General features: G+C 52.8%; 23 protein-coding genes and 5 tRNA genes. 14 read left to right on the forward strand and 14 right to left on the reverse strand.

The features are described 5' to 3' along the window. The first annotated feature begins 106 nt into the window (after positions 1 to 106). From pncC to luxS, 14 genes are all read left to right on the forward strand, one after another. Positions 107 to 604 (forward strand): nicotinamide-nucleotide amidase, encoded by a 498-nt coding sequence (gene pncC / locus ABIE10_RS20545; RefSeq protein WP_153646965.1) that lies wholly within the window; start codon positions 107 to 109, stop codon positions 602 to 604. Positions 605 to 696: 92 nt separating this feature from the next. Further along, positions 697 to 1,761 carry a recombinase RecA gene (gene recA / locus ABIE10_RS20550; RefSeq protein WP_016154166.1) on the forward strand — a complete coding sequence of 355 codons (1,065 nt, stop codon included), beginning with the start codon at positions 697 to 699 and terminating at the stop codon, positions 1,759 to 1,761. Between the two features lie 69 nt (positions 1,762 to 1,830). Further along, on the forward strand, positions 1,831 to 2,331 hold the full coding sequence (gene recX, locus ABIE10_RS20555) for a recombination regulator RecX (RefSeq protein ID WP_370916193.1): 501 nt from the start codon (positions 1,831 to 1,833) through the stop codon (positions 2,329 to 2,331). Positions 2,332 to 2,459: 128 nt separating this feature from the next. Next, positions 2,460 to 5,087, forward strand: coding sequence for an alanine--tRNA ligase (gene alaS, locus ABIE10_RS20560; protein WP_103766759.1), 2,628 nt, complete (start codon positions 2,460 to 2,462; stop codon positions 5,085 to 5,087). 238 nt (positions 5,088 to 5,325) lie between these two features. Then, a complete protein-coding gene (gene csrA, locus ABIE10_RS20565) occupies positions 5,326 to 5,511 on the forward strand; it encodes a carbon storage regulator CsrA (RefSeq protein WP_000906486.1) in 186 nt (61 codons plus the stop codon). Positions 5,512 to 5,847: 336 nt separating this feature from the next. Next, positions 5,848 to 5,940: transfer RNA gene (locus ABIE10_RS20570), tRNA-Ser, on the forward strand. Between the two features lie 3 nt (positions 5,941 to 5,943). Next, positions 5,944 to 6,020 (forward strand) — tRNA-Arg (locus ABIE10_RS20575). 91 nt (positions 6,021 to 6,111) lie between these two features. Beyond that, positions 6,112 to 6,188 (forward strand) — tRNA-Arg (locus ABIE10_RS20580). Positions 6,189 to 6,380: 192 nt separating this feature from the next. Beyond that, a tRNA-Arg gene (locus ABIE10_RS20585) sits at positions 6,381 to 6,457 on the forward strand. 192 nt (positions 6,458 to 6,649) lie between these two features. Then, positions 6,650 to 6,726, forward strand: a tRNA-Arg gene (locus tag ABIE10_RS20590). 148 nt (positions 6,727 to 6,874) lie between these two features. Then, entirely contained in the window at positions 6,875 to 7,441 is a 567-nt protein-coding gene (gene yqaB / locus ABIE10_RS20595) for a fructose-1-phosphate/6-phosphogluconate phosphatase (RefSeq protein WP_049270940.1), read from the forward strand. Beyond that, entirely contained in the window at positions 7,438 to 7,866 is a 429-nt protein-coding gene (locus tag ABIE10_RS20600) for a YqaA family protein (protein ID WP_003839664.1), read from the forward strand. Before yqaB ends, ABIE10_RS20600 begins: the two co-directional genes overlap by 4 nt. 77 nt (positions 7,867 to 7,943) lie before the next feature. Continuing rightward, positions 7,944 to 9,500 carry a glutamate--cysteine ligase gene (gene gshA / locus ABIE10_RS20605; RefSeq protein WP_016154161.1) on the forward strand — a complete coding sequence of 519 codons (1,557 nt, stop codon included), beginning with the start codon at positions 7,944 to 7,946 and terminating at the stop codon, positions 9,498 to 9,500. A 149-nt stretch (positions 9,501 to 9,649) separates the two neighbouring features. After that, positions 9,650 to 10,165 (forward strand): S-ribosylhomocysteine lyase, encoded by a 516-nt coding sequence (gene luxS, locus ABIE10_RS20610; RefSeq protein WP_016154160.1) that lies wholly within the window; start codon positions 9,650 to 9,652, stop codon positions 10,163 to 10,165. 606 nt (positions 10,166 to 10,771) lie between these two features. On the opposite strand, the gene emrB is transcribed toward luxS, so the two are convergent. From emrB to ABIE10_RS20680, 14 genes are all read right to left on the reverse strand, one after another. Continuing rightward, positions 10,772 to 12,310 carry a multidrug efflux MFS transporter permease subunit EmrB gene (gene emrB / locus ABIE10_RS20615; protein ID WP_016154159.1) on the reverse strand — a complete coding sequence of 513 codons (1,539 nt, stop codon included), beginning with the start codon at positions 12,308 to 12,310 and terminating at the stop codon, positions 10,772 to 10,774. Positions 12,311 to 12,326: 16 nt separating this feature from the next. Next, positions 12,327 to 13,499, reverse strand: a complete 1,173-nt coding sequence (gene emrA, locus ABIE10_RS20620; protein ID WP_047499459.1) for a multidrug efflux MFS transporter periplasmic adaptor subunit EmrA — start codon at positions 13,497 to 13,499, stop codon at positions 12,327 to 12,329. Positions 13,500 to 13,630: 131 nt separating this feature from the next. Continuing rightward, a complete protein-coding gene (gene emrR, locus ABIE10_RS20625) occupies positions 13,631 to 14,161 on the reverse strand; it encodes a multidrug efflux transporter EmrAB transcriptional repressor EmrR (protein WP_003037300.1) in 531 nt (176 codons plus the stop codon). Positions 14,162 to 14,251: 90 nt separating this feature from the next. After that, positions 14,252 to 14,587 carry an L-valine transporter subunit YgaH gene (gene ygaH, locus ABIE10_RS20630; protein ID WP_016154157.1) on the reverse strand — a complete coding sequence of 112 codons (336 nt, stop codon included), beginning with the start codon at positions 14,585 to 14,587 and terminating at the stop codon, positions 14,252 to 14,254. Further along, positions 14,577 to 15,314 (reverse strand): AzlC family ABC transporter permease, encoded by a 738-nt coding sequence (locus ABIE10_RS20635; protein WP_019077531.1) that lies wholly within the window; start codon positions 15,312 to 15,314, stop codon positions 14,577 to 14,579. Before ABIE10_RS20635 ends, ygaH begins: the two co-directional genes overlap by 11 nt. 122 nt (positions 15,315 to 15,436) lie before the next feature. Continuing rightward, positions 15,437 to 16,621, reverse strand: coding sequence for an MFS transporter (locus ABIE10_RS20640; RefSeq protein ID WP_429156902.1), 1,185 nt, complete (start codon positions 16,619 to 16,621; stop codon positions 15,437 to 15,439). A 179-nt stretch (positions 16,622 to 16,800) separates the two neighbouring features. After that, positions 16,801 to 17,796 carry a glycine betaine/L-proline ABC transporter substrate-binding protein ProX gene (proX, locus tag ABIE10_RS20645; protein WP_016154154.1) on the reverse strand — a complete coding sequence of 332 codons (996 nt, stop codon included), beginning with the start codon at positions 17,794 to 17,796 and terminating at the stop codon, positions 16,801 to 16,803. Between the two features lie 68 nt (positions 17,797 to 17,864). Next, on the reverse strand, positions 17,865 to 18,929 hold the full coding sequence (gene proW, locus ABIE10_RS20650) for a glycine betaine/L-proline ABC transporter permease ProW (RefSeq protein WP_016157302.1): 1,065 nt from the start codon (positions 18,927 to 18,929) through the stop codon (positions 17,865 to 17,867). Continuing rightward, positions 18,922 to 20,124 (reverse strand): glycine betaine/L-proline ABC transporter ATP-binding protein ProV, encoded by a 1,203-nt coding sequence (gene proV / locus ABIE10_RS20655; RefSeq protein ID WP_016157301.1) that lies wholly within the window; start codon positions 20,122 to 20,124, stop codon positions 18,922 to 18,924. The genes proW and proV overlap by 8 nt, the downstream gene beginning before the upstream one ends. A 354-nt stretch (positions 20,125 to 20,478) precedes the next feature. Beyond that, on the reverse strand, positions 20,479 to 21,438 hold the full coding sequence (gene nrdF / locus ABIE10_RS20660) for a class 1b ribonucleoside-diphosphate reductase subunit beta (RefSeq protein ID WP_019077528.1): 960 nt from the start codon (positions 21,436 to 21,438) through the stop codon (positions 20,479 to 20,481). Positions 21,439 to 21,448: 10 nt separating this feature from the next. Beyond that, positions 21,449 to 23,593, reverse strand: a complete 2,145-nt coding sequence (nrdE, locus tag ABIE10_RS20665) for a class 1b ribonucleoside-diphosphate reductase subunit alpha (RefSeq protein ID WP_103847968.1) — start codon at positions 23,591 to 23,593, stop codon at positions 21,449 to 21,451. After that, positions 23,566 to 23,976, reverse strand: coding sequence for a class Ib ribonucleoside-diphosphate reductase assembly flavoprotein NrdI (gene nrdI / locus ABIE10_RS20670; RefSeq protein ID WP_016154149.1), 411 nt, complete (start codon positions 23,974 to 23,976; stop codon positions 23,566 to 23,568). Before nrdI ends, nrdE begins: the two co-directional genes overlap by 28 nt. Beyond that, a complete protein-coding gene (gene nrdH, locus ABIE10_RS20675) occupies positions 23,973 to 24,218 on the reverse strand; it encodes a glutaredoxin-like protein NrdH (RefSeq protein WP_016154148.1) in 246 nt (81 codons plus the stop codon). Before nrdH ends, nrdI begins: the two co-directional genes overlap by 4 nt. A gap of 225 nt (positions 24,219 to 24,443) precedes the next feature. After that, positions 24,444 to 24,875: a carboxymuconolactone decarboxylase family protein gene (locus tag ABIE10_RS20680; protein WP_016154147.1), complete on the reverse strand. Its 432-nt coding sequence runs from the start codon at positions 24,873 to 24,875 to the stop codon at positions 24,444 to 24,446. Between the last annotated feature and the right edge of the window lie 75 nt (positions 24,876 to 24,950).

Consider the following 24,950-nt stretch of genomic DNA (forward strand, 5'->3'; position numbering starts at 1 on the left):
TTTATCTATTTTCTGAATGCCCCTCGTAAAATTGTCTCCTCATCCCCATCTTGGTTATGAAAGTGCTATCTTGTCCGGCATATTTTTTTAACTGACAGAGGCTGAAATGACCGACAGTGAACTGATGCAGTTAAGCGAGCAGGTTGGCCTGGCGTTGAAAGCGCGCGGGGCAACCGTGACGACGGCGGAATCCTGCACCGGCGGCTGGGTAGCCAAAGCAATTACGGATATTGCCGGCAGCTCCGCCTGGTTTGAGCGCGGGTTTGTGACCTACAGCAATGGAGCCAAAGCGCAGATGATTGGCGTGCGCGAAGAGACGCTGGTCCAGCATGGGGCGGTGAGCGAACCTGTGGTGGTGGAGATGGCGATTGGCGCGCTAAAAGCGGCCCGCGCGCATTTCGCTGTTTCGATTAGCGGCATTGCGGGGCCAGATGGCGGCAGTGAAGAAAAGCCCGTGGGGACGGTATGGTTCGCTTTTGCCAGCGCGAGCGGCGAGGGGATTACCCGCCGGGAATGCTTCAGCGGCGATCGCGATGCGGTACGTCGACAGGCGACCGCCTACGCGTTACAAACCCTGTGGCAACAATTTCTACAAAACACTTGATACTGTATGAGCATACAGTATAATTGCCCCAACAGAACATTATCTATCACGTTTCGCGGTTTAACCCGAAAGCGGCATGACAGGAGTAATTAATGGCTATCGACGAAAACAAACAGAAAGCGTTGGCGGCAGCGCTGGGTCAGATCGAAAAGCAATTCGGTAAAGGCTCCATCATGCGCCTGGGTGAAGACCGTTCCATGGATGTGGAAACCATCTCCACCGGTTCGCTTTCTCTGGATATCGCATTGGGCGCGGGCGGTTTGCCAATGGGCCGTATCGTTGAAATCTACGGGCCTGAATCTTCCGGTAAAACGACGCTGACCCTGCAGGTTATTGCTGCCGCCCAGCGCGAAGGTAAAACCTGTGCGTTCATCGATGCGGAACACGCACTGGATCCCGTCTATGCGCGCAAGCTTGGCGTTGATATCGACAACCTGCTGTGCTCTCAGCCTGATACCGGTGAACAAGCGCTGGAAATCTGTGATGCGCTGGCGCGCTCCGGTGCGGTTGACGTTATCGTTGTCGACTCCGTTGCCGCATTGACGCCGAAGGCAGAAATCGAAGGCGAGATTGGTGACTCTCACATGGGCCTTGCGGCACGTATGATGAGCCAGGCCATGCGTAAGCTGGCCGGTAACCTGAAGCAGTCCAACACGCTACTGATTTTCATCAACCAGATCCGTATGAAGATTGGCGTTATGTTCGGTAACCCGGAAACCACCACCGGTGGTAACGCCCTGAAATTCTATGCTTCTGTTCGCCTGGATATCCGTCGTATTGGCGCGGTGAAAGAAGGCGACAACGTGGTTGGTAGCGAAACCCGTGTTAAGGTCGTGAAAAACAAAATTGCAGCGCCGTTCAAACAGGCTGAATTCCAGATTCTTTACGGTGAAGGTATCAACTTCTACGGCGAACTGGTTGATTTGGGCGTGAAAGAGAAGCTGATTGAAAAAGCCGGTGCATGGTACAGCTACAACGGTGAGAAAATTGGTCAGGGTAAAGCGAATGCCACTAACTGGCTGAAGGAAAACCCGGCAACTGCGAAGGAAATTGAGAAGAAAGTACGCGAGTTACTGCTCAATAACCCGGATTCAAAACCAGACTTCTCTGTTGATGACAGCGGTGAAGATGTAAAAGAAACGAACGAAGATTTCTGATAATCTGACGTTATCGCACATAGAAGGGCTGCATACCATGCAGCCCTTTTCCATTTCTGAAGGCTCACTATGACAGAAGCAACTTCCCGCCGCTCCGCTTATTCCCGACTTCTTGACCGCGCTGTACGTATACTGGCGATGCGCGATCACAGCGAGCAGGAACTGCGGCGTAAGCTGGCCGCTCCGGTGATGGGAAAAAATGGACCGGAAGACATTGATGCAACGCCGGAGGATTACGACAAGGTCATCGCCTGGTGTATTGAAAGTCGTTATCTGGATGATGACCGCTTTGTTCAGCAGTTTATCTCCAGCCGTAGCCGTAAAGGTTATGGACCCGCGCGTGTGCGTCAGGAATTAAACCAAAAAGGGATTTCGCGGGAAGCCGTTGAACGAGCCATGCGCGAGTGCGAAATTGACTGGGCAGCACTTGTGCGCGCGCAGGCCATTCGTAAATACGGAGAACCTTTACCTGTAGATTTTTCAGATAAGGTAAAGGTCCAGCGCTTTTTGCTCTACCGTGGCTATCTGATGGAAGATATTCAGGCAATATGGCGAAATTTTGACGATTGAGCGCATACGGGATTTTACTTCCCAGTAAAGAAAACTTATCTTATTCCCACTTTTCGATTGCCAGAGGCGCAGTTTACGTGCCGATGCTGGTAATGACATTTCGTTAGCTTGATTTCTTCAGGATAATTATGAGCAAGAGCACCGCTGAGATCCGTCAGGCGTTTCTCGATTTTTTCCATAGTAAAGGACATCAGGTAGTTGCCAGCAGCTCCCTGGTACCGAACAATGACCCTACTTTGTTGTTTACCAACGCCGGGATGAACCAGTTCAAGGATGTGTTCCTTGGCCTCGACAAGCGTAATTATTCCCGCGCAACCACCTCGCAGCGTTGCGTGCGTGCGGGCGGTAAGCACAACGACCTGGAAAACGTCGGTTACACTGCACGTCACCATACTTTCTTCGAAATGCTGGGCAACTTCAGCTTCGGCGATTATTTCAAACATGATGCTATTCAATACGCATGGGAACTGCTGACCGGTGAAAACTGGTTTGCCCTGCCAAAAGAGCGTCTGTGGGTCACCGTCTATGAAACTGACGATGAAGCCTATGAAATCTGGGAAAAAGAAGTCGGCATTCCGCGCGAACGTATCATCCGTATCGGTGATAACAAAGGCGCGGCTTATGCTTCCGACAACTTCTGGCAGATGGGTGATACCGGCCCTTGCGGTCCGTGCACCGAAATTTTCTACGACCATGGCGACCACATTTGGGGTGGCCCTCCGGGAAGCGCAGAAGAAGATGGCGATCGCTACATTGAGATCTGGAACATCGTCTTCATGCAGTTCAACCGTCAGGCTGACGGTACCATGGAACCGCTGCCGAAGCCGTCCGTGGATACCGGTATGGGCCTTGAGCGTATTGCGGCCGTGCTGCAACACGTTAACTCCAACTATGAAATCGACCTGTTCCGTTCACTGATTGAGTCCGTGGCGAAAGTCACTGGTGCGACCGATCTGAGCAACAAGTCGCTTCGCGTTATCGCTGACCATATCCGCTCCTGTGCATTCCTGATTGCCGATGGCGTTGTCCCGTCGAATGAAAACCGTGGTTATGTGCTGCGTCGTATCATTCGTCGCGCGGTACGTCATGGCAACATGCTGGGCGCGAAGGATACCTTCTTCTACAAGCTGGTTGGTCCGCTGGTGGACGTCATGGGCTCCGCAGGTGAAGAACTGAAGCGTCAGCAGGCTATGGTTGAGCAAGTTCTGAAAACCGAAGAAGAGCAGTTTGCGCGTACACTGGAGCGTGGTCTGGCGCTGCTGGATGAAGAACTGGCAAAACTGTCCGGTGATACACTGGATGGCGAAACCGCATTCCGTCTGTATGACACCTACGGTTTCCCGGTTGACCTGACGGCGGACGTTTGCCGCGAGCGCAACATTAAGGTTGACGAAGCGGGCTTTGAAGCCGCAATGGAAGAACAGCGCCGTCGCGCACGTGAAGCCAGCGGCTTTGGCGCAGACTACAATGCGATGATTCGTGTTGATGGCGCCTCTGAATTTAAAGGCTACGAACACCTGGAACTGAACGGCAAAGTGACCGCGCTGTTTGTTGATGGTAAAGCGGTAGACGCAATTAACGCAGGTCAGGACGCAGTTGTCGTACTGGATCAGACTCCGTTCTATGCGGAATCTGGTGGTCAGGTTGGCGACAAGGGTGAACTGAAAGGCGCAGGCTTCGCGTTTGCCGTGAGCGACACGCAGAAATATGGCCAGGCGATTGGTCACATTGGTAAGCTGTCTGCGGGTACTCTGAAAATTGGCGATGCAGTACAGGCTGATGTTGATGAAACTCGTCGTGCGCGCATTCGCTTGAACCACTCCGCAACGCACCTGATGCACGCGGCGCTGCGCCAGGTACTGGGCACGCATGTGGCACAGAAAGGCTCGTTGGTTAACGATAAAGTGCTGCGCTTCGACTTCTCTCATACTGAAGCTATGAAGCCTGCTGAAATCCGTGCCGTTGAAGATCTGGTGAATGCGCAAATTCGTCGCAATCTGCCGATTGAAACGAACATCATGGATCTCGAAGCGGCGAAAGCCAAAGGCGCAATGGCGCTGTTTGGCGAGAAATATGACGACCACGTGCGTGTTCTGAGCATGGGGGATTTCTCTACCGAACTGTGTGGTGGTACTCATGCCAGCCGTACGGGTGATATCGGTCTGTTCCGTATTGTGTCTGAGTCAGGCACTGCGGCGGGCGTTCGTCGTATCGAAGCTGTGACCGGTGAAGGCGCTATCCAAACCGTGCATGCTGAGAGCGATCGCTTAAGCGATATTGCGCAGCTGCTGAAAGGCGATAGCCAGAATATTGGTGACAAAGTTCGTTCCGTGCTGGAGCGTACGCGTCAACTCGAAAAAGAATTGCAGCAATTGAAGGAACAGGCTGCGGCGCAGGAGAGTGCAAATCTCTCCAGCAAAGCGGTTGATATCAATGGCGTGAAGCTGCTGGTCAGCGAACTCGCGGACGTTGAGCCGAAAATGTTGCGTACCATGGTTGATGATCTGAAAAATCAACTGGGGTCTACCGTTATCGTTCTGGCAACGGTAGTGGAAGGTAAGGTTTCTCTGATTGCGGGTGTGTCTAAGGACGTGACAGATCGCGTGAAAGCAGGGGAACTGGTTGGAATGGTCGCTCAGCAGGTAGGCGGTAAGGGTGGTGGTCGTCCGGACATGGCGCAAGCCGGTGGTACGGATGCTGCGGCTCTGCCAGCAGCGTTAGCCAGTGTGAAAGGCTGGGTCAGCGCAAAACTGTAATAATTATAAGCGTAAGTCGACGCTGCGGACTTCAATCCGCAGCGTTTGTATCAACGCTATCGACAACGATAAAGTCAGGTTGAAGTTGTGTATATCGGCTAAACTTAGGTTTAACAGAATGTGATGCCGTGACTGCTTACACTTAGGTGTTTGTCATCGCTTACTTTTTGGCGTTATATGATGGATAATGCCGGGATACAGAGAGACCCGACTCTTTTAATCTTTCAAGGAGCAAAGAATGCTGATTCTGACTCGTCGAGTTGGTGAGACCCTCATGATAGGCGATGAGGTCACCGTGACAGTTTTAGGGGTGAAGGGCAACCAGGTGCGCATTGGCGTAAACGCCCCGAAAGAAGTTTCTGTCCATCGTGAAGAGATCTACCAGCGTATCCAGGCTGAAAAATCCCAGCAGTCCAGTTACTAAGGTTTTCGCGTCTCACCTTTCTGGTGAGGCGCAACCTGATTGAATTATCCCTTTTCTTCTCTTTTCTTCTTCGTCTTCCTCATTTTTTCGATTCTCATCCGCGCATTGCCTTTCCCTGCGATTTTTCCGTTTGTTCATTGCCTCAGGAAATTGCCAATTTATCTGTTGATAAAACACTCTTTTTGCCGTTTTTGCAGACTAATTGCGCGTGAAATGTGCAAACGATAAAAGCGCTGGAAAAATTGTTTGACTTATAAGTCCCAGAAAGTAATATGTGCGCCACGCAGCGACGATGAGCAGAAACAAGTTCTTCGAAGCACTCGCAAGAGGCGTGTTGGTGAGGTGGCCGAGAGGCTGAAGGCGCTCCCCTGCTAAGGGAGTATGCGGTCAAAAGCTGCATCCGGGGTTCGAATCCCCGCCTCACCGCCATTTGCATCCGTAGCTCAGCTGGATAGAGTACTCGGCTACGAACCGAGCGGTCGGAGGTTCGAATCCTCCCGGATGCACCATCTTCTCTGCAATAGCGCATTAGCGTTGTTACAGAAAATCGATATCACTTTAGCAGTGATATCAAATCTGCAGTAAGTAAGTTTCCCTGATGCATCCGTAGCTCAGCTGGATAGAGTACTCGGCTACGAACCGAGCGGTCGGAGGTTCGAATCCTCCCGGATGCACCATCTTCTCCGAGATAACAGCACAACTGTTGTTTCATGGTCTGCGAGATAATCGCGAGCACCAGGGAGGATAACGTTGCTTCAGCAACGGCCCACAGGGCGAGGCGCAGCCGAGTAATCCTCCCGGATGCACCATCTCTTACTTGATATCGCTCATTACGATATCAATATCGGCAGTAAAGCAAGTTTCCCGATGCATCCGTAGCTCAGCTGGATAGAGTACTCGGCTACGAACCGAGCGGTCGGAGGTTCGAATCCTCCCGGATGCACCATCTTCTCCGAGATAACAGTAAAACTGTTGTTTCATGGTCTGCGAGATAATCGCAAGCACCAGGGAGGATAACGTTGCTTCAGTAACGGCCCGCAGGGCGAGGCGCAGCCGAGTAATCCTCCCGGATGCACCATCTTACTTGATAGCGCTTTAGCAGCGACATCAAGTCTGCAGTAAAGCAAGTTTCCCTGATGCATCCGTAGCTCAGCTGGATAGAGTACTCGGCTACGAACCGAGCGGTCGGAGGTTCGAATCCTCCCGGATGCACCATCTTCTCCGAGATAACTCCCGGATGCACCATCTTCTCTCCTTTGAATCATTTCCACATACTCCCGGAACACCCCTTAATTCGCTGTCAGCGACAAAATCAATCAATTACGATAAAATAACGTCTGGTCATTCGGCTTGTGAGAAGACGATGTACGAACGTTATGCGGGTTTGATTTTTGATATGGATGGCACCATCCTGGATACCGAGCCAACGCACCGTAAGGCGTGGCATGAGGTATTGGGGCATTATGGGTTACGTTTTGATGAACAAGCCATGGTCGCCCTCAATGGCTCCCCAACGTGGCGTATTGCTCAGTCGGTAATTGAATTGAATCATGCCGATCTTGACCCTCATGCCTTGGCGCGTGAAAAAACCGACAAGGTGAGAAGCATGCTGCTGGATAGCGTCCAGCCTTTGCCATTGGTTGACGTCGTGAAAGCCTGGCATGGTCGTCGTCCTATGTCGGTAGGTACGGGGAGTGAAAGCGCGATTGCGGAAGCTCTGCTCGCACACCTTGGGCTGCGTCGCTATTTTGATGCTGTAGTCGCAGCCGATCACGTACAACACCATAAACCTGCTCCTGATACGTTTTTGCTCTGTGCCGAACGTATGGGTGTTGCTCCGGCGCGCTGTGTCGTGTTTGAAGATGCCGATTTTGGACTGCAGGCGGCGCGTGCCGCAGGAATGGACGCGGTGGATGTCCGGTTATTGTGAGTGATGGACTATCGCTCCTGTCACTGTTTGCCAGCAGTTTTCTCAGCGCTACGCTATTACCCGGCAATTCTGAAGTTGTTTTAGTTGCTTTGCTGGTCTCTGGGATAAGTCATCCCTGGGTCTTAGTCTTAACAGCAACAATGGGTAATAGCCTTGGAGGGTTAACTAACGTTATCCTTGGGCGTTTCTTTCCATTGCGTAAAACATCGCGCTGGCAAGAAAAAGCCACTGGCTGGCTGCGGCGCTATGGCGCTGTCACACTATTATTAAGCTGGATGCCGGTTGTGGGTGATTTACTGTGCCTGTTAGCTGGATGGATGCGCATCTCGTGGGGTCCAGTACTTTTTTTCTTATGCCTTGGCAAGGCGCTGCGCTATGTAGTTGTCGCAGCGGTTACGACGCAAGGCATTATGTGGTGGCACTAATTGTGTTGTGAGATAGCCTTCAGGGTAACCAATACCATTATGCTAATTAAAACGATTTTGACAGGCGGGAGGTCAATTTGATCCCGGACGTATCACAGGCGCTGGCCTGGCTGGAAAACCATCCTCAGGCGTTAAAGGGGATTCAACGTGGGCTGGAGCGCGAAACGCTGCGCGTTAATGCAGATGGGTCATTAGCAACGACAGGCCATCCTGAGGTGTTAGGCTCAGCGCTAACGCATAAATGGATAACCACTGACTTTGCCGAAGCGCTGCTGGAGTTTATTACGCCTCCAGGCGACGACATTGAGAAAATGCTCACATTTATGCGCGACCTGCATCGGTATACCGCCAGGAACCTGGGCGACGAGCGTATGTGGCCGCTGAGCATGCCTTGCTATATTGCCGAAGGCCAGGATATCGAACTGGCACAGTACGGTACGTCGAATACCGGTCGTCTGAAAACGCTGTACCGTGAAGGCCTCAAAAACCGTTACGGCGCGCTGATGCAGACTATCTCCGGCGTACACTACAATTTCTCATTGCCGATGGCTTTCTGGCAGGCGAAATGTGGCGTAACGGACGGCGAAGATGCTAAAGAGAAGATCTCCGCGGGTTACTTCCGTCTGATCCGCAACTACTACCGTTTTGGTTGGGTGATCCCGTATCTGTTTGGCGCCTCTCCGGCCATTTGTTCCTCTTTCCTGCAAGGAAAACCGACAACCCTGCCGTTTGAAAAAACCGACTGTGGGATGTATTACCTGCCGTATGCGACGTCACTGCGCCTGAGTGATTTGGGCTATACCAATAAGTCGCAAAGCAATCTCGGAATTACGTTTAACGATTTGCATGAGTATGTGGCAGGATTAAAGCGCGCGATTAAAACCCCTTCCGAGGAGTACGCGGCGATCGGTCTGGAGAAGGACGGTAAGCGTCTGCAAATCAACAGCAACGTTCTGCAGATTGAAAATGAGCTGTATGCGCCTATTCGCCCGAAACGCGTCACTCGTCGTGGCGAAACGCCTTCTGACGCGCTTCTGCGTGGCGGTATTGAGTACATCGAAGTTCGCTCACTGGATATCAACCCGTTCTCACCGATCGGCGTGGACGAGCAGCAGGTGCGTTTCCTCGATCTGTTTATGGTCTGGTGTGCGCTGGCCGATGCCCCGGAAATGAGCAGCGATGAATTGCTGTGTACGCGTAAAAACTGGAATCGGGTGATTCTTGAAGGTCGTAAGCCTGGGTTGACGTTAGGTATTGGCTGTGAAACAGCCCAGTTCCCGCTGCCTAAGGTAGGGAAAGATCTGTTCCGCGATCTGAAACGCGTGGCACAAACGCTGGACAGCATCGATGGGGGAGAGGAGTATCAAAAGGTCTGTGATGAACTGGTTGCCTGTTTTGACAACCCAGAACTGACTTTCTCTGCCCGCATCCTACGGTCTATGATTGATGAAGGCATTGGCGGCACGGGTAAAGCGCTGGGTGAGGCTTACCGAAATCTGCTGCGTGAAGAGCCGTTAGAAATATTGCAGGAAGCGGAATTTATTGCTGAAACCGAGGCTTCAAAGCGTCGTCAGCAGGAGATCGAAGCGGCTGATACTGAGCCGTTTAGCGTGTGGCTGGAAAAGCACGCTTGATACAAAAGAAAAAGGCCACTCGGGAGTGGCCAAAATTTCATCTCTGAAAACAGGGATGATGATAACAAATGCGCGTCTTTCATATACTCAGACTCGCCCCGGAACAAAGAGTTCAGATTATTTTCAAAAAATTTATCGGAGGTGGCTAAATGCCGTTGTTAGATAGTTTTACTGTCGATCACACCCGGATGGAAGCTCCCGCGGTCCGGGTTGCAAAAACGATGAACACCCCGCATGGCGACGCAATCACCGTGTTTGATCTGCGTTTCTGCATTCCGAACAAAGAAGTGATGCCTGAGAAAGGTATCCACACGCTGGAACACCTGTTTGCAGGTTTTATGCGTAACCATCTCAACGGCAACGGCGTGGAGATTATCGATATCTCTCCGATGGGATGCCGCACTGGCTTTTACATGAGCCTGATTGGTACGCCAGACGAGCAGCGTGTTGCCGACGCGTGGAAAGCGGCGATGGCGGACGTGCTGAAAGTGCAGGATCAAAACCAGATCCCGGAGCTGAACGTTTACCAGTGTGGCACGTATCAGATGCACTCTCTTAGCGAAGCACAGGATATCGCACGTCATATTCTGGAGCATGATGTACGCGTTAACAGCAATGAAGAGCTGGCGCTGCCGAAAGAGAAACTGCAGGAACTGCATATTTAGTCATACTGATTAGTTGTTCCAGCATTTAAATTAACCCCGGCTTATAACCGGGGTTTTTTATTGTCCCTCTCCCCTAAACCACCTCCTTGGTAGGTAATGCCAGTCAGTTAAGCATTATGGAGAACATGTGATTTCGGCTCAGGGTTCCGTTCACCTCAGTGGCATCACTTTTCTGAAGCGCAGATACCCGTGAACGCGCAAGGGAGGCTCACCGCCGCCTCCCTTGCAACCCAGGCTCCCGGCGGGAAAATCGTCGCAGTGCGATTCATTCGTCTTATGCCGTCTGCCTGTCGGGTCGGGGCCGGGCCTGCGTCCCTGCAGGCCGTCCCCTCTGCCCGCATCCCTGCGGGCAGACCCGGTCAGCCGTCAACGCCTCATCGATTTTCCCGTCGGGAGCCGGGATTGTTAAGGGTACGGCGATAGTACCCTTAACACGTTCACAGGTCGTATTGCCTCAGAGAAGTGACAAACATAAGGTGAACGTAGCAATACGCCGGAGGCAACAGATTCATTACCTCTGTATGTGCCACTCATCCTCGTTAACTAACAAGCATTACTCCTAGGGGGCAATAAAAAAGGGATCCGCAGATCCCTTTTATCAGATATTTAGTGCGCGCCACCGCCGCCGCCGCCCGCACCGAAGGGTGGTTTGGCAAACCACACCAGGCCAAGCAAGACCAGGAAGATCCCCGCCGACATCCAGAAGATTTCGTTGGCGGAAATAATCAGCCCCTGATTGGTGATCTGCTGGGCTATCCAGCCTGACGCCTGCTGGTGCGTCATCCCTAAATCTTGCAGCTTATCGTACATTGCCTGCGCATTTGGATTGTAGGGATTAACGGATTCCGTTAACTGCGCATGGTGAAGTGACTCGCGGTTAGTCCACATCGTCGTCGTAATTGATGTGCCAATAGAGCCGGCCAGCGTTCGCGTAAAGTTCGACAAACTTGATGCCGCGGCCAGACGCTCAGGTGGTAAGCCGGACAGCGTGATAGTCGTCAGCGGCATAAAGAAGCAGGCTACCGCGAACCCCTGAATAAACTGTGGCCAGGCCGATGCGCCAAAGTCCATACCCGGTTCGAACGTCCACGCACGCCAGTAGAAACAGACGGCGTACATAATAAAACTGAACGTGACTAACCGACGCATATCAAGCTTGTGCGCGAAGCGGCCGATAATCGGCGATAAGATCACCGGAATCACCCCAACCGGCGCTGACGCCAGACCGGCCCAGGTTGCCGTATAGCCGTATACCTCCTGCAACAGCTGCGGCAGCAGGACGATTGCGCCGAAGTAGAGCATATAGGCCAGACTGATACACAGACAGCCGATGGTAAAGTTGCGCGACTTAAACAGTGAGAGGTCGACAATGGGGTGCTCGTCGGTAAGCTCCCAGACGATCAGGAAGCTGATGGCGACAACGGCGACCACCGTCAGGATGATAATCTCCTGAGAGGCGAACCAGTCCAGCTCTTTGCCGCGGTCGAGCATAATCTGCAAACTGCCGATACCAATGACCAGCAGGGCCAGACCAATGGCATCGATGCGCCGCTGCTCGGTTTTGGTTTCCCGACCGCGCAGGGTTTGCAGGGTCATTAATACCACCGCAGCACCGATTGGCACGTTGATGAAAAATATCCAGCCCCAGTGATAGTTGTCGCTGATATAGCCCCCAAGAATAGGGCCGCATATCGGGGCAACAATCACCGTCATCGACCATAGCGCCAGGGCGATGGAACGCTTGGCGGGAGGATAGTTATTCAACAACAAGCTTTGTGACAGCGGAATTAATGGACCGGCGACAATCCCCTGGATTACGCGGAAGAAAATCAGCATGTTCAGGCTGGTGGACATCCCGCATGCCCATGACGCAATGACGAAGGCGATAGTTGACCACATGAATAGCCTTACTTCGCCAAAACGCTTTGCCAGCCAGCCGGTGATCGGAATCGAGATAGCGTTCGCCACCCCGAATGAGGTGATCACCCAGGTTCCCTGGCTCAGTGAAGAGCCGAGGTTCCCGGCGATAGTGGGGATCGCCACGTTAGCAATGGTGGAGTCCAGCACCTGCATGAATGTCGCCAGGGACAGCGCGATCGTCATAATGACGAGCTGCGCGCCTTCCAGCGGTTTTTGCTGTTGCATCACACGCACCTTTGAATTAGCCCGCGTTGGCCTGCACGATCTCTTCGATCATCTTATTGACCGGAGCAAGGTTGATTTCCCGTGCATTACTTTCTGATACCGGCGTGGTGCGAACCTGGCTTGCCAGAATTTGTCCGTCACGATTTGAGGTATCTACCGTAACCAGCGTAGATAAACCGATACGCAGCGGATGCTGCGCCAGCTGCTGTGCATCCAGTTCAATACGCACCGGCAGACGCTGGACGACTTTGATCCAGTTACCCGTCGCGTTTTGTGCTGGCAGCAGGGAAAAGGCGCTGCCCGTACCCATATCCAGCCCGATAACCTTACCGGTATATTTCACGTCATCGCCGTAAATATCGCTGATCACGGTCGCCGGTTGACCGATACGCATGTGCGCGAGCTGTGTTTCTTTGAAGTTGGCATCCACCCACAGGTTCGTGGCTGGAACGACCGCCATCAGCGGCGTGGTCGGGCTAATTTGCGCTCCCGGCTGCACGGAACGACGGGAAACATAGCCAGTCATTGGGCTGACGATTCGGGTTCGTTCCAGCGCCAGCCAGGCATTGCGCACTTCAGTGGCCGCCTGTTGCACGGCGGGCTGGTCTTCCAGCTTACTGCCGAGAATCATCGCCTGGTTGGCATTATATTGTTGGATAGCAACATCAAGCTGAGCCTGAGCGCTGGCGACGGCATCACGCGCATGTTGCAGCTCTTCGCGGCCAATCAGGTTGGCGTTGCCCAGCGGGACACGGCGATTAAAGTCGCTTTGTGCCTGCGCCAGCGCGGTTCTCTGCACTTCAATGCTTGCCTGCAACTGCTTGCTGTTGATCATCAACTGGTGCGTCTGACGCACGCTGGAAGCCAGCGCAGTTTTGGCTTTTTCAAATGCCTGCTTTGCGTCCGTCTGGTCGAGGGTGACCAGCACATCGCCTTGTTTTACAAAGTCAGTGTTATCAGCCCAGACTTTCGTCACGCTGCCTGATACCTGCGCCATGATTTGAACCTGGTTCCCTGCCACGTACGCATCGTCTGTCTCTTCGACATGACGCAGTACTAAAAACCAATAAATCCCATATGCCACGGCAATGATAATAAAGAGCAAGGTCAGAAGGAGCAGCATACTTTTACGTTTGCCATTCTTCTTGACCGGTTGCTGCGGGGTTTGAGTCTCCGCATTTGCGCTCATGTTGTTCTCCACGATCTTCTTTTTTTTTCACATCGGCTGAGCCGACCTGTTTATCAGACAGGCCAGCAGTATGCGTGCTGGCCTGTCGGTTTTTTCATTTATAAATCTGGATTTCTGAGCGAGTCGGCGCGTTAGCGCAACGCTTCTAATACCGCGCCATCCTGCTCCATCTGGTCAAGACGGGTCAGAAGTTTACGGGTAATTTGCTCAAGCTGATCTTTTTCGGTGGTGCTGAGAGATGACCAAAGCTGATGCAGGCAGTTATGCTGAGGCGGTAACACCTCTTGCAAAAATGCGTGGCCTTTCTCGGTCAATTGCAGATGCAGACAGCGGCGATCGTTATCGCTTTCACGACGTTCGATCCAGCCACGTTTTTCTAACTCATCCGCAATGCGGGTTGCGTTAGTGCGTGACGAGCCAAGCGCGCAACTCAGTTCAGAAGGCTGAATACTGTGGTTTTCCTGAGACTCCAGCGTAATCAACGCCATAAACAATGTCTCGTTAATCCCTTGAGCTTTCAGCATCTTATTGCGGTTTTCCAGCAGCTTGCCCTGCATGTGCATGCATAGACGAGTCAGAAGCACTTCCTGATAAGGGAACTCTTCGTAGCGGCTGGCGCGAAATTTTAGCATTTGTTCAATGGGCGTAAACGAACTATCCATTTGGGTATAACCTCATTAATTTCAGCCGATATAGTAACGACAGTGACAAATAAAGTAAATGTATTATTTATTTAAAATGATTGTTTTTATCTATAAGACAATCAGCATTTTCCAGGCTAATCCATAGCCCAGAGCACTCAGTAAGGTTGGAATGATGATGCTGCGGGTCTTATAGAAGCTTGCGCCCAGTATGACAAACCCCACCAGCGTAGGCACGAACCGACGAGAGTCGTGCATCACTTCTGGCGCGGTAGACACCACCAACAGGGCGCAAATTGATGCAATGCCAATGGTGTCGAGTAATATGCCCGTCGCGCCGCGCTTCGTCGGGCGAACATTCCCCACTCCAAGACGGAGCGGCAAATAACGAAAACAGTAGTTAACGCAGCCGACCAACAGGCCAAGCAGCAGGACCTCATAGCTCATCGGGACCTCCCTGCCAAAATGACTGGATAAGAGCCGTCAGACATCCGCAGACAATGCCTGCAAGGATGGCGGCAGGAATGGAAAACAGCATGACGCCAGCCAGCGCGCCGGCCAGTGCTGCAGTTACACAAAGTGCTTGTTGACGTTGGAAAGAGGCGAGCAGGAAGCTCATGAACAGCGCCGGGAGCATGAAGCCCAACGCCGCTTCAACTGCCGGGTAATCCTTGAGTAAACCACTGCCGGAAAACGCGCCGATCACCGTGCCAAACACCCAGGAGGCCCAGGAGCATAGCGCAATGCCGATCATCCAGTTTTCACTCCAGCGCCGGTTATCCCGTACCAGCTTCGCCGTGGCGGCGGCAAAGACTTCATCGGTGAGGCCAAAGGCCCACAGCGCGCTTTTGGGTTTGCTCAGTCGCTGGGCGATTCGGCTACGCAGGGAAGGTCCGTACAAAACATGGCGTACATCCATGGCCATGACGGTCAGTGCGGCGACCCACAAAGAACTGCCTGCGGCGAGCATTGTGGTGATGACAAACTGGCTGGCTCCCGCATAGATAATGCAGGAGAAAAACACGCTTTCAACCGGAGTAAAGCCAAGGCGAGTGGCATTAAGACCAAATGCAAAAGCGACCGGAATATAGCTGATGACTATTGGCAGGCTGTCTTTGAATCCTTCAGTTAGCGTTGCAGAACTGGGTTCAGACTGGGATATCGGGCTTTCCATAGGGTTATAGGTTTCATTACCGAAATTAATATAAATTGGTTCAATGAGTTATAACCTTAGCAGACTGATGGGCTCCTTAACACCCTGCGGAGCCCAATCAGCGGTAAACATACGCTATATGCTTAATTTACGGCTTCCTGACGGTGATATCCTCGCCACCAGACCAACAGGTTGAGTAGGGCAACGGTCGTACCGGCCAGACAAACGCCAGCCCAACCGGCATGCTGCCAGGCGGAGGCCGAAATCAGCGAACCTGCCGCCCCGCCAATAAAATAGCTGGTCATGTATCCGGCGGTCAGGCGATTACGCGCGTCCGGATGAATGCGATAGATAACCGTCTGGTTGGTGATATGTACACCCTGAACGGTGAGGTCCAGGACCAGGATACCGATAATCAGCATTGGCACGGAACTATGCCCTAACCAGATAGCCCACCAGGAGAGCAGCAGTAATAACAGACCTGTGGTCGTGGTGAGATGTGATTTTCCCTTATCGGCAAAACCACCTGCCGGACGCGCGCCTAACGCCCCTGCGGCCCCTGCCAGGCCAAACAGCCCGATCGTTCCTTCGGAGTAGTTAAACGGCGGCGCGGCGAGCAAAAACGCCATAGAGGTCCAGAGAATACTGAAATTGGCAAAGGTCAGGCAGCCCAACATCGCGCGGGTACGCAGCAATTTATCATGGATAAACAGGCTGAATACGGAGCCTAACAGTTGCGGATAGTTGAGATGAGTATCTGATTTCATCTTCGGCAGACCGCGCCACAGCGCAATCGCCATCAGCGCCATTAATATCGATGCGACCCAAAATACGGTGCGCCAGCCGCCAAGATTGGCCAGTAATCCCGCCACGGTGCGCGCCAGCAGGATACCCAGCAGCAGGCCGCTCATAATGGTGCCGACAACTTTACCGCGCTTATCCGGCGTGGCAAGCGTCGCCGCCAGCGGAACCAGAATCTGTGCCACTACCGAGAACAATCCGGTAAGGGCGGTGCCGAGGATCAGCATGCCCAGCGACTGGCTGCTGGCGGTAATAAGCATGCCGCCTGCCGCTAACAGCGTCATGGAGACGATCAGCATCCGACGTTCAAACATATCGCCAAGCGGTACTAAAAACAGCAGGCCGGCGGCATAGCCGAGCTGGGCCGCGGTGATGATAAAGCCAGCGGTACTGGCCGATAGCGAAAAGTTACGTGCGATGGTGTCGAGCAGCGGCTGCGCGTAATAGTTACTGGCGACGGCGAGGCCGGTGGCGATAGACATTAACAGGATCAGCGAAGGGCTAAGTCCCTGAGTGGTTTTCGTCATGGTTTTCAACTGAAAAATGGGTTGCAGAAAACAATCATAACGTAAGTGATTAAATGTTGCTGATTTGTTGGGTGATGGATTGTGCGGTTGGGAGGAGGGCGTGTAGGCCGGATAAGGCGCATCGCGCCACCATCCGGCATTGGTGTGATGGCGCTACGCTTATCAGGCCTACGAGGGGGTTATTTCTGCGCAGCCAGCGCTTCTTTCACCCAGCCATCAAACTGTTGCTGGTGGGCTTTGATCCAGCCGTCAACGTGACCCTGCACGTCGGCTTCAGATGCTTTCCCGTCGTGCATCATCGCGTTCTGCGCGTTGATATCCGCCAGCGGCAGCTTCATGACGGCAAACAGTTTCGCCGCAGCCGGGTTTTTCTCCGCCCAGGCTTTGTTGGCGACGATATGCATAGTGTTCACCGGGAAGCCGTAGTTGGCGCCGTTTGGCAGCTTGGTATCAATGTCTTTCTGCTCGCCTGGCAGGGAAGAGAACGGCACCTGCAGCCAGACCACATCTTTACCCGGTTTCATTACGTCGCTCACCCAGTACGGTGTCCAGGTGTAGTAAAGAATGGGTTTGCCTTCTTTAAAGCGGGTAATGGTGTCAGCCATCATTGCCGCATAGTTACCGTGGCTGACCTCGACGGTTTTTTCCAGATCGAAGGCTTTGTTCTGGTGGTTGATCACCGCTTCGCAGCCCCAGCCCGGCGAGCAGCCCATCATGTCTGCTTTTCCGTCGCCGTTGGTGTCAAAGATTTTGGCGATCTTCGGATCTTTTAACTGGGCAATGTTGGTGATTTTATACTGCTCAGCGGTTTTTTTATCGATCAGATAACCTTGCGCGGCACCCGTAACGAATACCCCCTCGCGATAGAACTTTTTGTCTCCGCCCGCTGCGGCATACATATCATCATGCAGCGGCTGCCAGTTCACAGCGGTAAAAGTTGCATCGCCAGAGGCAATGGAGGTATAGCCGACGTTGTAGTCAACTTCGCTTGTTTTGTTAACGGTATAACCCAGTTTCTCCAGCGCACGGGCGACCAGTTGCGTCTGGAAGGATTCTTCAGAGATAGTGCTCTGGATTGGCTGTACAGTGATGCCTTTGCCTGGCAGATCGGCAGCGAAAGTGCTGGTGGAGACAAGGGTGGCAAACGCTGTGGCAATAATGACGTTCTGTCGCATCGTTGTTCCTTAATTATTGGAGGGACGTATAGGCCCGGTAAGCAATACGCCACCGGGCAGCGGGTGAATTACTTCGTGAATGGGCGAGTGATAAGCCCAACGGGACCGGTGGTGTACCAGCGACGGTTGCCACGGCTACGGGCGTCGCGACCGACAGCCTGCGTCAGGCGGTCGAGAATGATGGCGAGGATCACGATCCCAACCCCGCCGACGGTGGCAAGCCCCATATCCAGACGACCGATTCCGCGCAGAACCATCTGACCCAGTCCGCCGACGGCGATCATCGACGCGATGACGACCATTGAGAGCGCCAGCATCAGCGTCTGGTTGACCCCGGCCATAATGGTAGGCATCGCCAGCGGGAGCTGGACTTTAAACAGCATCTGACGCGGGCTGGCGCCAAATGAGCGCGAGGCTTCAATCAAGTCGGCTGGCACCTGGTTAATCCCCAGAATGGTCAGACGCACGATTGGCGGCAGGGCGAAGATAATCGTCACCACCACGCCCGGGACGTTGCCGATACCAAACAGCATGACGATCGGCACCAGATAGACGAACGCAGGTGTGGTTTGCATGGCGTCCAGCAGCGGACGAACAATTTTTGCTGCCCGTGGACTGCGCGCCAACCAGATCCCCATCGGTAGACCGATCACCACGCAGAACAGCAGCGCGGTAAGTACCAGCGCCAGGGTGATCATGGCCTGCGACCACGCGCCGATGGCCCCGATTGCAATCAATGAAATCAGCGTAGCAACGCCCATTCCAACGCCGGAAATCTGCCAGGCAATCAGAGCGAACAGGATAATCGCCACCGGGGCTGGCATACCCAACAGAAGCTGCTGGAAGCCGTTGAGAATATAATCCACCGGGACTCGAATGCCCTGGAAGACCGGACGGAAATGGGTAACGACCCAGTCGATCCCTTCTGTGACCCAGCTATCCAGCGGGATCAGCGTTTTATGGAACGGATCCATAATATTGAAATGCTCTGGCGCCGGCGCGGGTGCGCTGGTCAGCCAGTCTGCGCCACCGCCGTCAGCTGGCGCGCCTGATGGCGTACTCCAGGCATCGGCGGTTTGTGCGGCACTGTCGGCCGCTGGTGTGGTATCCCACGGATTGGTTTGATCAGCCATTGTTTGCCCCCTCACGATCTAAAGCCTGTAACAGCATGCGTTTTGAAATGATGCCCACATACTGTTGTTCCTCATCAACAACCGGCACCGCGCACGGGGCCTGGCCGACATGAGAAAGCAACTCGCTGAGAGGAGTTTGTGCATCCACGGCTAACGGCTCATCGATCAATGCTGCTTCAATACCTTGCGCCTGACTTAATGCTGTTTTTAAAGAGTCGATAGAGACAACGCCGACGAATTTATTGCCGCGCTCGATCACGTAACCATATTCGCGATCTTTGTCCTGCAATAATTGCAGCGCTGAACGTGGACCGACCCCGGGCGTTTTACGAATTAAACCTTCAGGGCTACGACGTGAAATATCCTTGGCACTAAAGACCTGGCTAATATCAACGCCGCGGAAGAAGGTGCGTACATAATCATTGGCCGGATTATTCAGGATTTCATCTGGCGTGCCGACCTGGACCACTTCACCGTTTTGCATAATGGCAATTCTGTCGCCAATACGCATAGCTTCGTCGAGATCGTGGGAAATAAAGACCACGGTACGTTGATGTTTCGCCTGTAGTTTTACCAGTTCATCCTGCATCTCGGTACGAATTAACGGATCGAGGGCAGAAAAGGCCTCATCCATTAATAAGATGTCAGGGTTAATGGCTAATGCACGGGCGAGGCCCACACGCTGGCGCATCCCTCCGGAAAGTTCATCCGGGTATCCGTGAGCATAATTCTCCAGACCAACCTGACGCAGCGCATCTAACGCTTTTTCACGACGTTCATCCGCGCCAACACCGGCTAATTCCATGCCGAATGCCGTATTGTCCAGGACCGTCATGTGCGGCATCAGGGCAAAGGACTGGAAAACCATCGCAATCTTTTTTCTGCGCACCTCGCGAAGCTCAGCATCGGATATCCGGGCGATGTCTACGCCGTCAATCAATACTTGCCCGCGGGTGGGTTCAATCAGGCGATTGAGAAGGCGTACCATTGTGGATTTACCCGAACCGGATAATCCCATGATGACAAATATCTCGCCTTCTTCAATGGCCAGACTGGCGTTCTTAACGCCAAGCGATAGCCCTGTTTTATCCAGAATCTGCTCTTTTGAAAGTCCTTTTTCAATATATTTGAAGGCTCTCTGCGGATGCTCTCCAAATATCTTATAGAGATTTTTAACTTCTAATTTAATTGCCATGCAATAGAATGATTCCTGTTATTTGTTTATATCGATATATTACCTGATGGAAATAGTGACCTTTTTCTACCCTAACATACTGAGAATCTGAGACAACCCTGAATTTGTTTGTGGCACGAATATTGCCGAAGGCCATGTGGCGGGACTTCCCGTGATATAAGGGCTGAGCGCGAATGTGAATGGGGTAATATTTTTTGTAAATGGCAATGAAAAGTCGCCTGAATTGCTGAAATGCAGGCGAATAATGCGTCTGATATTGAGTGTAGATCACACAATTATATTTGCACGACAAAAGTGTGATCCTGTTAAAATATTTCCGCGAAAAATGTACGGTATTTCCCGCGGAAATGAGTGCTAGAAATTCCAGTCGTCGTCTTCGGTTTCGACAGCTTTTCCCATCACGTATGATGAGCCGGAACCCGAGAAGAAATCGTGGTTTTCGTCAGCGTTGGGCGACAGCGCAGCAAGGATTGCCGGGTTAACCTCCGCCATTTCTGGCGGGAATAATGCCTCATACCCCAAATTCATTAATGCCTTATTGGCGTTGTAGCAAAGGAAGGCTTTGACGTCATCCACCCAGCCGGTTTCTGCATACAATTCTTCCGTATAACGCGCTTCGTTATCATACAATTCCATCAGCAGATCGAGGGCAAAATTCTTTAACTCCTCGCGTGCGGATTCAGAAATGTGCTCCAGACCTTTTTGATATTTATAACCAATGTAATACCCGTGAACGGCTTCATCACGAATGATCAGACGAATGAGATCGGCGGTATTGGTCAGTTTTCCTCGGCTGGAGAAATACATTGGCAACCAGAAGCCGGAATAGAACAGGAAGGATTCCAGAAATACGCTGGCAATTTTTTTCTTCAACGGTTCGTCGCTGGCGTAATGTGTCAAAACGATCTGTGCCTTGCGCTGGAGTGGGGTATTTTCTTCACTCCACGCGTAAGCCGCATCCACGTCTTTGGTCTGGCAAAGAGTGGAGAAAATTGAGCTGTACGAACGGGCGTGCACCGCTTCCATAAAGCTGATATTCGATAGCACCGCCTCTTCATGCGGCGTTAACGAATCGGCCATCAATGCTGGCGCACCGGCTATGTTCTGAATAGTGTCGAGCAGCGTCAGCCCGGTAAAAACGCGGATAGTCAGCTGCTGTTCGGCGGCGTTCAACGTTTGCCAGGCCGGGATATCGTTGGAGAGCGGGACCTTTTCCGGTAACCAGAAGTTACTGGTCAGGCGATTCCAAACCTCGAGATCTTTATCATCCTCAATCTTGTTCCAGTTGATGGCACTCACGCGGGATAATGTCATGTTGTCCTCCTTACAGCGCGCATGACACGCAACCTTCGATTTCGGTTCCTTCCAGCGCCAACTGGCGTAGTCGGATGTAATACAGCGATTTGATGCCTTTACGCCAGGCGTAAATTTGCGCTTTGTTGATATCGCGAGTGGTGGCGGTATCGGGGAAAAAGAGCGTCAGTGAAAGCCCCTGATCGACATGCCGCGTTGCTTCAGCGTAGGTATCAATGATTTTTTGTGGACCAATCTCGTAGGCATCCTGATACAAGGCCAGATTCTCATTGGTCATAAACGGGGCAGGGTAGTAAACGCGCCCGGTTTTGCCCTCTTTGCGAATCTCCACTTTTGACACGATCGGGTGAATGCTTGATGTCGCATGGTTGATGTAGGAGATAGAACCCGTTGGCGGAACCGCTTGTAAATTCTGGTTATAAATGCCGTAGCGCATGACATCTTCACGCAGCTGCGACCACATTTCGCGCGTTGGCAGCGTAATGCCGCTGGCGGCAAACAGTGTGCGAACCTTGGCAGTTTTTGGCTGCCAGTCGCCCTGCAGATACTGGTTAAAATACTCACCGCTGGCGTAGCGGGACTGTCTGAATCCGGCAAAGGTTTTGCCGCGTTCCCGGGCGAGCTTCATCGACGTATTCAGCGCATGCCAGGTGATGGTGTAGAAATAGAGATTGGTGAAATCCAGCCCTTCAGGTGAGCCGTAGGCGATACCTTCCCGCGCCAGATACCCGTGCAGGTTCATCTGCCCAAGACCGATAGCGTGCGATGCGCTGTTCCCGGCCTCAATTGAGGGTACGCTGCGGATATGGCTCATGTCCGAAACGGCCGTTAAACCGCGAACCGCCGTTTCCACGGTGCGTCCAAAGTCTGGCGAATCCATGGTATGAGCGATATTCAACGAGCCGAGGTTGCAGGATATATCGTGCCCTGTTTGTGCGTAATTGAGGTTTTCATCGTAGGTGGAAGCGCTATTAACCTGCAAAATCTCCGAGCACAGGTTGCTCATATTGATTCGACCGGCAATCGGATTGGCGCTATTCACCGTGTCTTCAAACATGATGTAAGGGTAGCCGGACTCGAACTGGATCTCGGCCAGCCGCTGGAAGAAATCGCGGGCGTTAATGTATTTTTTGCGCACTCGTTTGTCGGCAACCAGTTCGTCATACCGTTCAGTTACGGCGATATCACCGAATGGTTTGCCGTAAATTCGTTCCACGTCATACGGTGAAAACAGCGCCATTTGGGCATTTTCTTTGGCTAACTGGAAGGTGACATCCGGGATCACCACTCCAAGCGAGAGCGTTTTGATACGGATTTTCTCGTCGGCGTTTTCACGTTTGGTATCGAGAAAACGCAAAATATCCGGATGATGCGCGTGCAGATACACCGCGCCCGCACCCTGACGCGCCCCTAATTGATTCGCATAAGAAAACGCATCCTCCAGCATTTTCATTACCGGGATCACCCCAGAGGACTGGTTCTCAATGCGCTTAATGGGCGCACCCGCCTCACGCAGGTTAGAGAGCAAAAATGCCACGCCGCCGCCGCGTTTGGAGAGTTGCAGCGCCGAGTTGACCGCCCGTCCAATTGACTCCATGTTGTCTTCAATGCGTAACAGGAAGCAGGAAACCAGCTCGCCGCGTTGCTGTTTACCGCAGTTTAAAAAGGTTGGCGTGGCGGGTTGAAAACGCCCGGAGAGCATTTCATCGGTCAGTTGCAGAGCGAGCGCTTCATCGCCCTGCGCCAGCGTGAGCGCCACCATCGTTACGCGATCCTCAAAGTCTTCGAGATAGCGCTTCCCGTCGAACGTTTTCAGCGTATAGCTGGTGTAGAACTTCCATGCGCCGAGGAACGTCTGGAAACGGAATCCGCTGGCGTGGGCGTGGGCGAATAGCTTCAGCACAAACGCGCGATCGTAGCGGGCTAACACGCTGGCATCGTAATAGCCTTCATCCACCAACGTGTCCAGACGCGCCTGCTGGCTGGCAAACGCCACCGAGTTGGGGCGGACGTGGGCGGTAAAGAATGCCTCCACCGCCTGATGGTCTTTGTCGAACTGAATGCGCCCGGCCTTATCGTACAGATTCAGCATGGCGTTCAGGGCGTGATAATCCAGCGTCTGCTGTTCTACACGTTCTGCAGTTGTCGTTGCCAAAATTCGCTCACTCCTTTTTGCACGTTGTCGATATCGCTTTGGGTGCCCATCAGCTCAAAGCGATAGAGCCACGGCACGCCGCATTTTTGTGAGATGACATCACCCGCGCGACCGTAGGCGTCTCCGAAATTGCGATTGCCGGAGGCGATCACTCCACGGATTAACGCCCGGTTGTGCGTATCGTTTAAAAAGCGGATCACCTGTCTCGGGACCGCGCCAGCTGTACCGCCGCCACCGTAGGAGGGCACGATTAAAATGTAAGGTTCGTCTACCCGGATCCGCTCGCGTTCGTTAAGCGGAATGCGGATGGCAGGCAGCCCCAGACGCTGCATGAAGCGGTGCGTATTTTCGGAGCTGCTGGAAAAGTAGACGAGCTGACTCATGCGCTGGCCACTTGAGGGGCCGAGCGCAGACGGTTGATCATGTCCGGGCGAAATCCTGACCAACTGGTTTCCCCTGCGACCACGACCGGTAACTGACGAAAGCCTTGATCGCGCAGGCGATCAGCCATATCGGGGTGTAAATCGACGTTTACCATCTCAAAGTCAAACCCGCGGCTTTCCATCGCCCGCTTAGTAGCGTGGCACTGAACACAGTTGTTACGAGTGTAAATAACAATGCGCATGATTCGTATTTCCATCTAAAAGTAAAAGAATGACGCGATAGAGGGCGTCAGGTTGTGTGTGTCTTGATAGAGGAGATACTAGATGTAGTTTTAAAAAGATTCAACCATACAAGATATGGTAATTTTAGATTGATGAGGGCATGGGTGATGAGCCTGACGGAGGAAGTGATAGGAACTATGGCAGGTTGCCGGATGGCGTTTATGTCGCCATCCGGCAGCGCAGAATCACATGCGCATCCCTACCGCCAGACGGTTAAAGCAGTTCATCAGGCTAATAGCAAACGTCAGATCGCTAATCTCTTTCGCGCTAAAATGGTCGAGCAGCGGCAGATAAACGTCATCTTCGGCATGGGTGCTGGCTATATGGGTGACGGATTCGGCCCACGCCAGCGCCGCACGCTCCTGCTCGCTGAAGTGATGACTCACCCGCCAGCCTGCCAGCGCGTCCAGTTTGGCCTGCGCAACACCGGATTTGCGCAGCGCCTTACTGTGCATTTCCAGGCAAAAGGCGCAGCCGTTGATTTGCGAGACTCGCAGGTAAATCAGTTCCGTCAGCGTAGGTTCCAGCGCGCAGTTTTCCAGCGCTTTGCTGGCCTGAACCAAAGCGTTATAGATTTCAGGACTGAGTTCATAATAGGGCTGGCGTAACATTGTCATGGTATTTCTCCTCGTTTGGATGACCCGCAATGTAGCACTATAATGGACTGCTACAGAGAGCCATATTGTTGCCAA

The sequence above is a fragment of the Citrobacter sp. 506 genome, assembly GCF_050434985.1.
Taxonomy (GTDB): domain Bacteria; phylum Pseudomonadota; class Gammaproteobacteria; order Enterobacterales; family Enterobacteriaceae; genus Citrobacter; species Citrobacter braakii.

Coding starts and splice junctions, on each gene's coding strand:
- ygaH (WP_016154157.1), bottom strand. CDS start 14,587: ATGAGCTATGAGGTCCTGCTGCTTGGCCTGTTGGTCGGCTGCGTTAAC.
- alaS (WP_103766759.1), top strand. CDS start 2,460: ATGAGCAAGAGCACCGCTGAGATCCGTCAGGCGTTTCTCGATTTTTTC.
- nrdI (WP_016154149.1), bottom strand. CDS start 23,976: ATGAGTCAGCTCGTCTACTTTTCCAGCAGCTCCGAAAATACGCACCGC.
- emrR (WP_003037300.1), bottom strand. CDS start 14,161: ATGGATAGTTCGTTTACGCCCATTGAACAAATGCTAAAATTTCGCGCC.
- emrB (WP_016154159.1), bottom strand. CDS start 12,310: ATGCAACAGCAAAAACCGCTGGAAGGCGCGCAGCTCGTCATTATGACG.
- proX (WP_016154154.1), bottom strand. CDS start 17,796: ATGCGACAGAACGTCATTATTGCCACAGCGTTTGCCACCCTTGTCTCC.
- nrdH (WP_016154148.1), bottom strand. CDS start 24,218: ATGCGCATTGTTATTTACACTCGTAACAACTGTGTTCAGTGCCACGCT.
- ABIE10_RS20640 (WP_429156902.1), bottom strand. CDS start 16,621: ATGACGAAAACCACTCAGGGACTTAGCCCTTCGCTGATCCTGTTAATG.
- recX (WP_370916193.1), top strand. CDS start 1,831: ATGACAGAAGCAACTTCCCGCCGCTCCGCTTATTCCCGACTTCTTGAC.
- proV (WP_016157301.1), bottom strand. CDS start 20,124: ATGGCAATTAAATTAGAAGTTAAAAATCTCTATAAGATATTTGGAGAG.
- ABIE10_RS20680 (WP_016154147.1), bottom strand. CDS start 24,875: ATGACAATGTTACGCCAGCCCTATTATGAACTCAGTCCTGAAATCTAT.
- emrA (WP_047499459.1), bottom strand. CDS start 13,499: ATGAGCGCAAATGCGGAGACTCAAACCCCGCAGCAACCGGTCAAGAAG.
- luxS (WP_016154160.1), top strand. CDS start 9,650: ATGCCGTTGTTAGATAGTTTTACTGTCGATCACACCCGGATGGAAGCT.
- yqaB (WP_049270940.1), top strand. CDS start 6,875: ATGTACGAACGTTATGCGGGTTTGATTTTTGATATGGATGGCACCATC.
- csrA (WP_000906486.1), top strand. CDS start 5,326: ATGCTGATTCTGACTCGTCGAGTTGGTGAGACCCTCATGATAGGCGAT.
- recA (WP_016154166.1), top strand. CDS start 697: ATGGCTATCGACGAAAACAAACAGAAAGCGTTGGCGGCAGCGCTGGGT.
- nrdF (WP_019077528.1), bottom strand. CDS start 21,438: ATGACATTATCCCGCGTGAGTGCCATCAACTGGAACAAGATTGAGGAT.
- ABIE10_RS20635 (WP_019077531.1), bottom strand. CDS start 15,314: ATGGAAAGCCCGATATCCCAGTCTGAACCCAGTTCTGCAACGCTAACT.
- proW (WP_016157302.1), bottom strand. CDS start 18,929: ATGGCTGATCAAACCAATCCGTGGGATACCACACCAGCGGCCGACAGT.
- pncC (WP_153646965.1), top strand. CDS start 107: ATGACCGACAGTGAACTGATGCAGTTAAGCGAGCAGGTTGGCCTGGCG.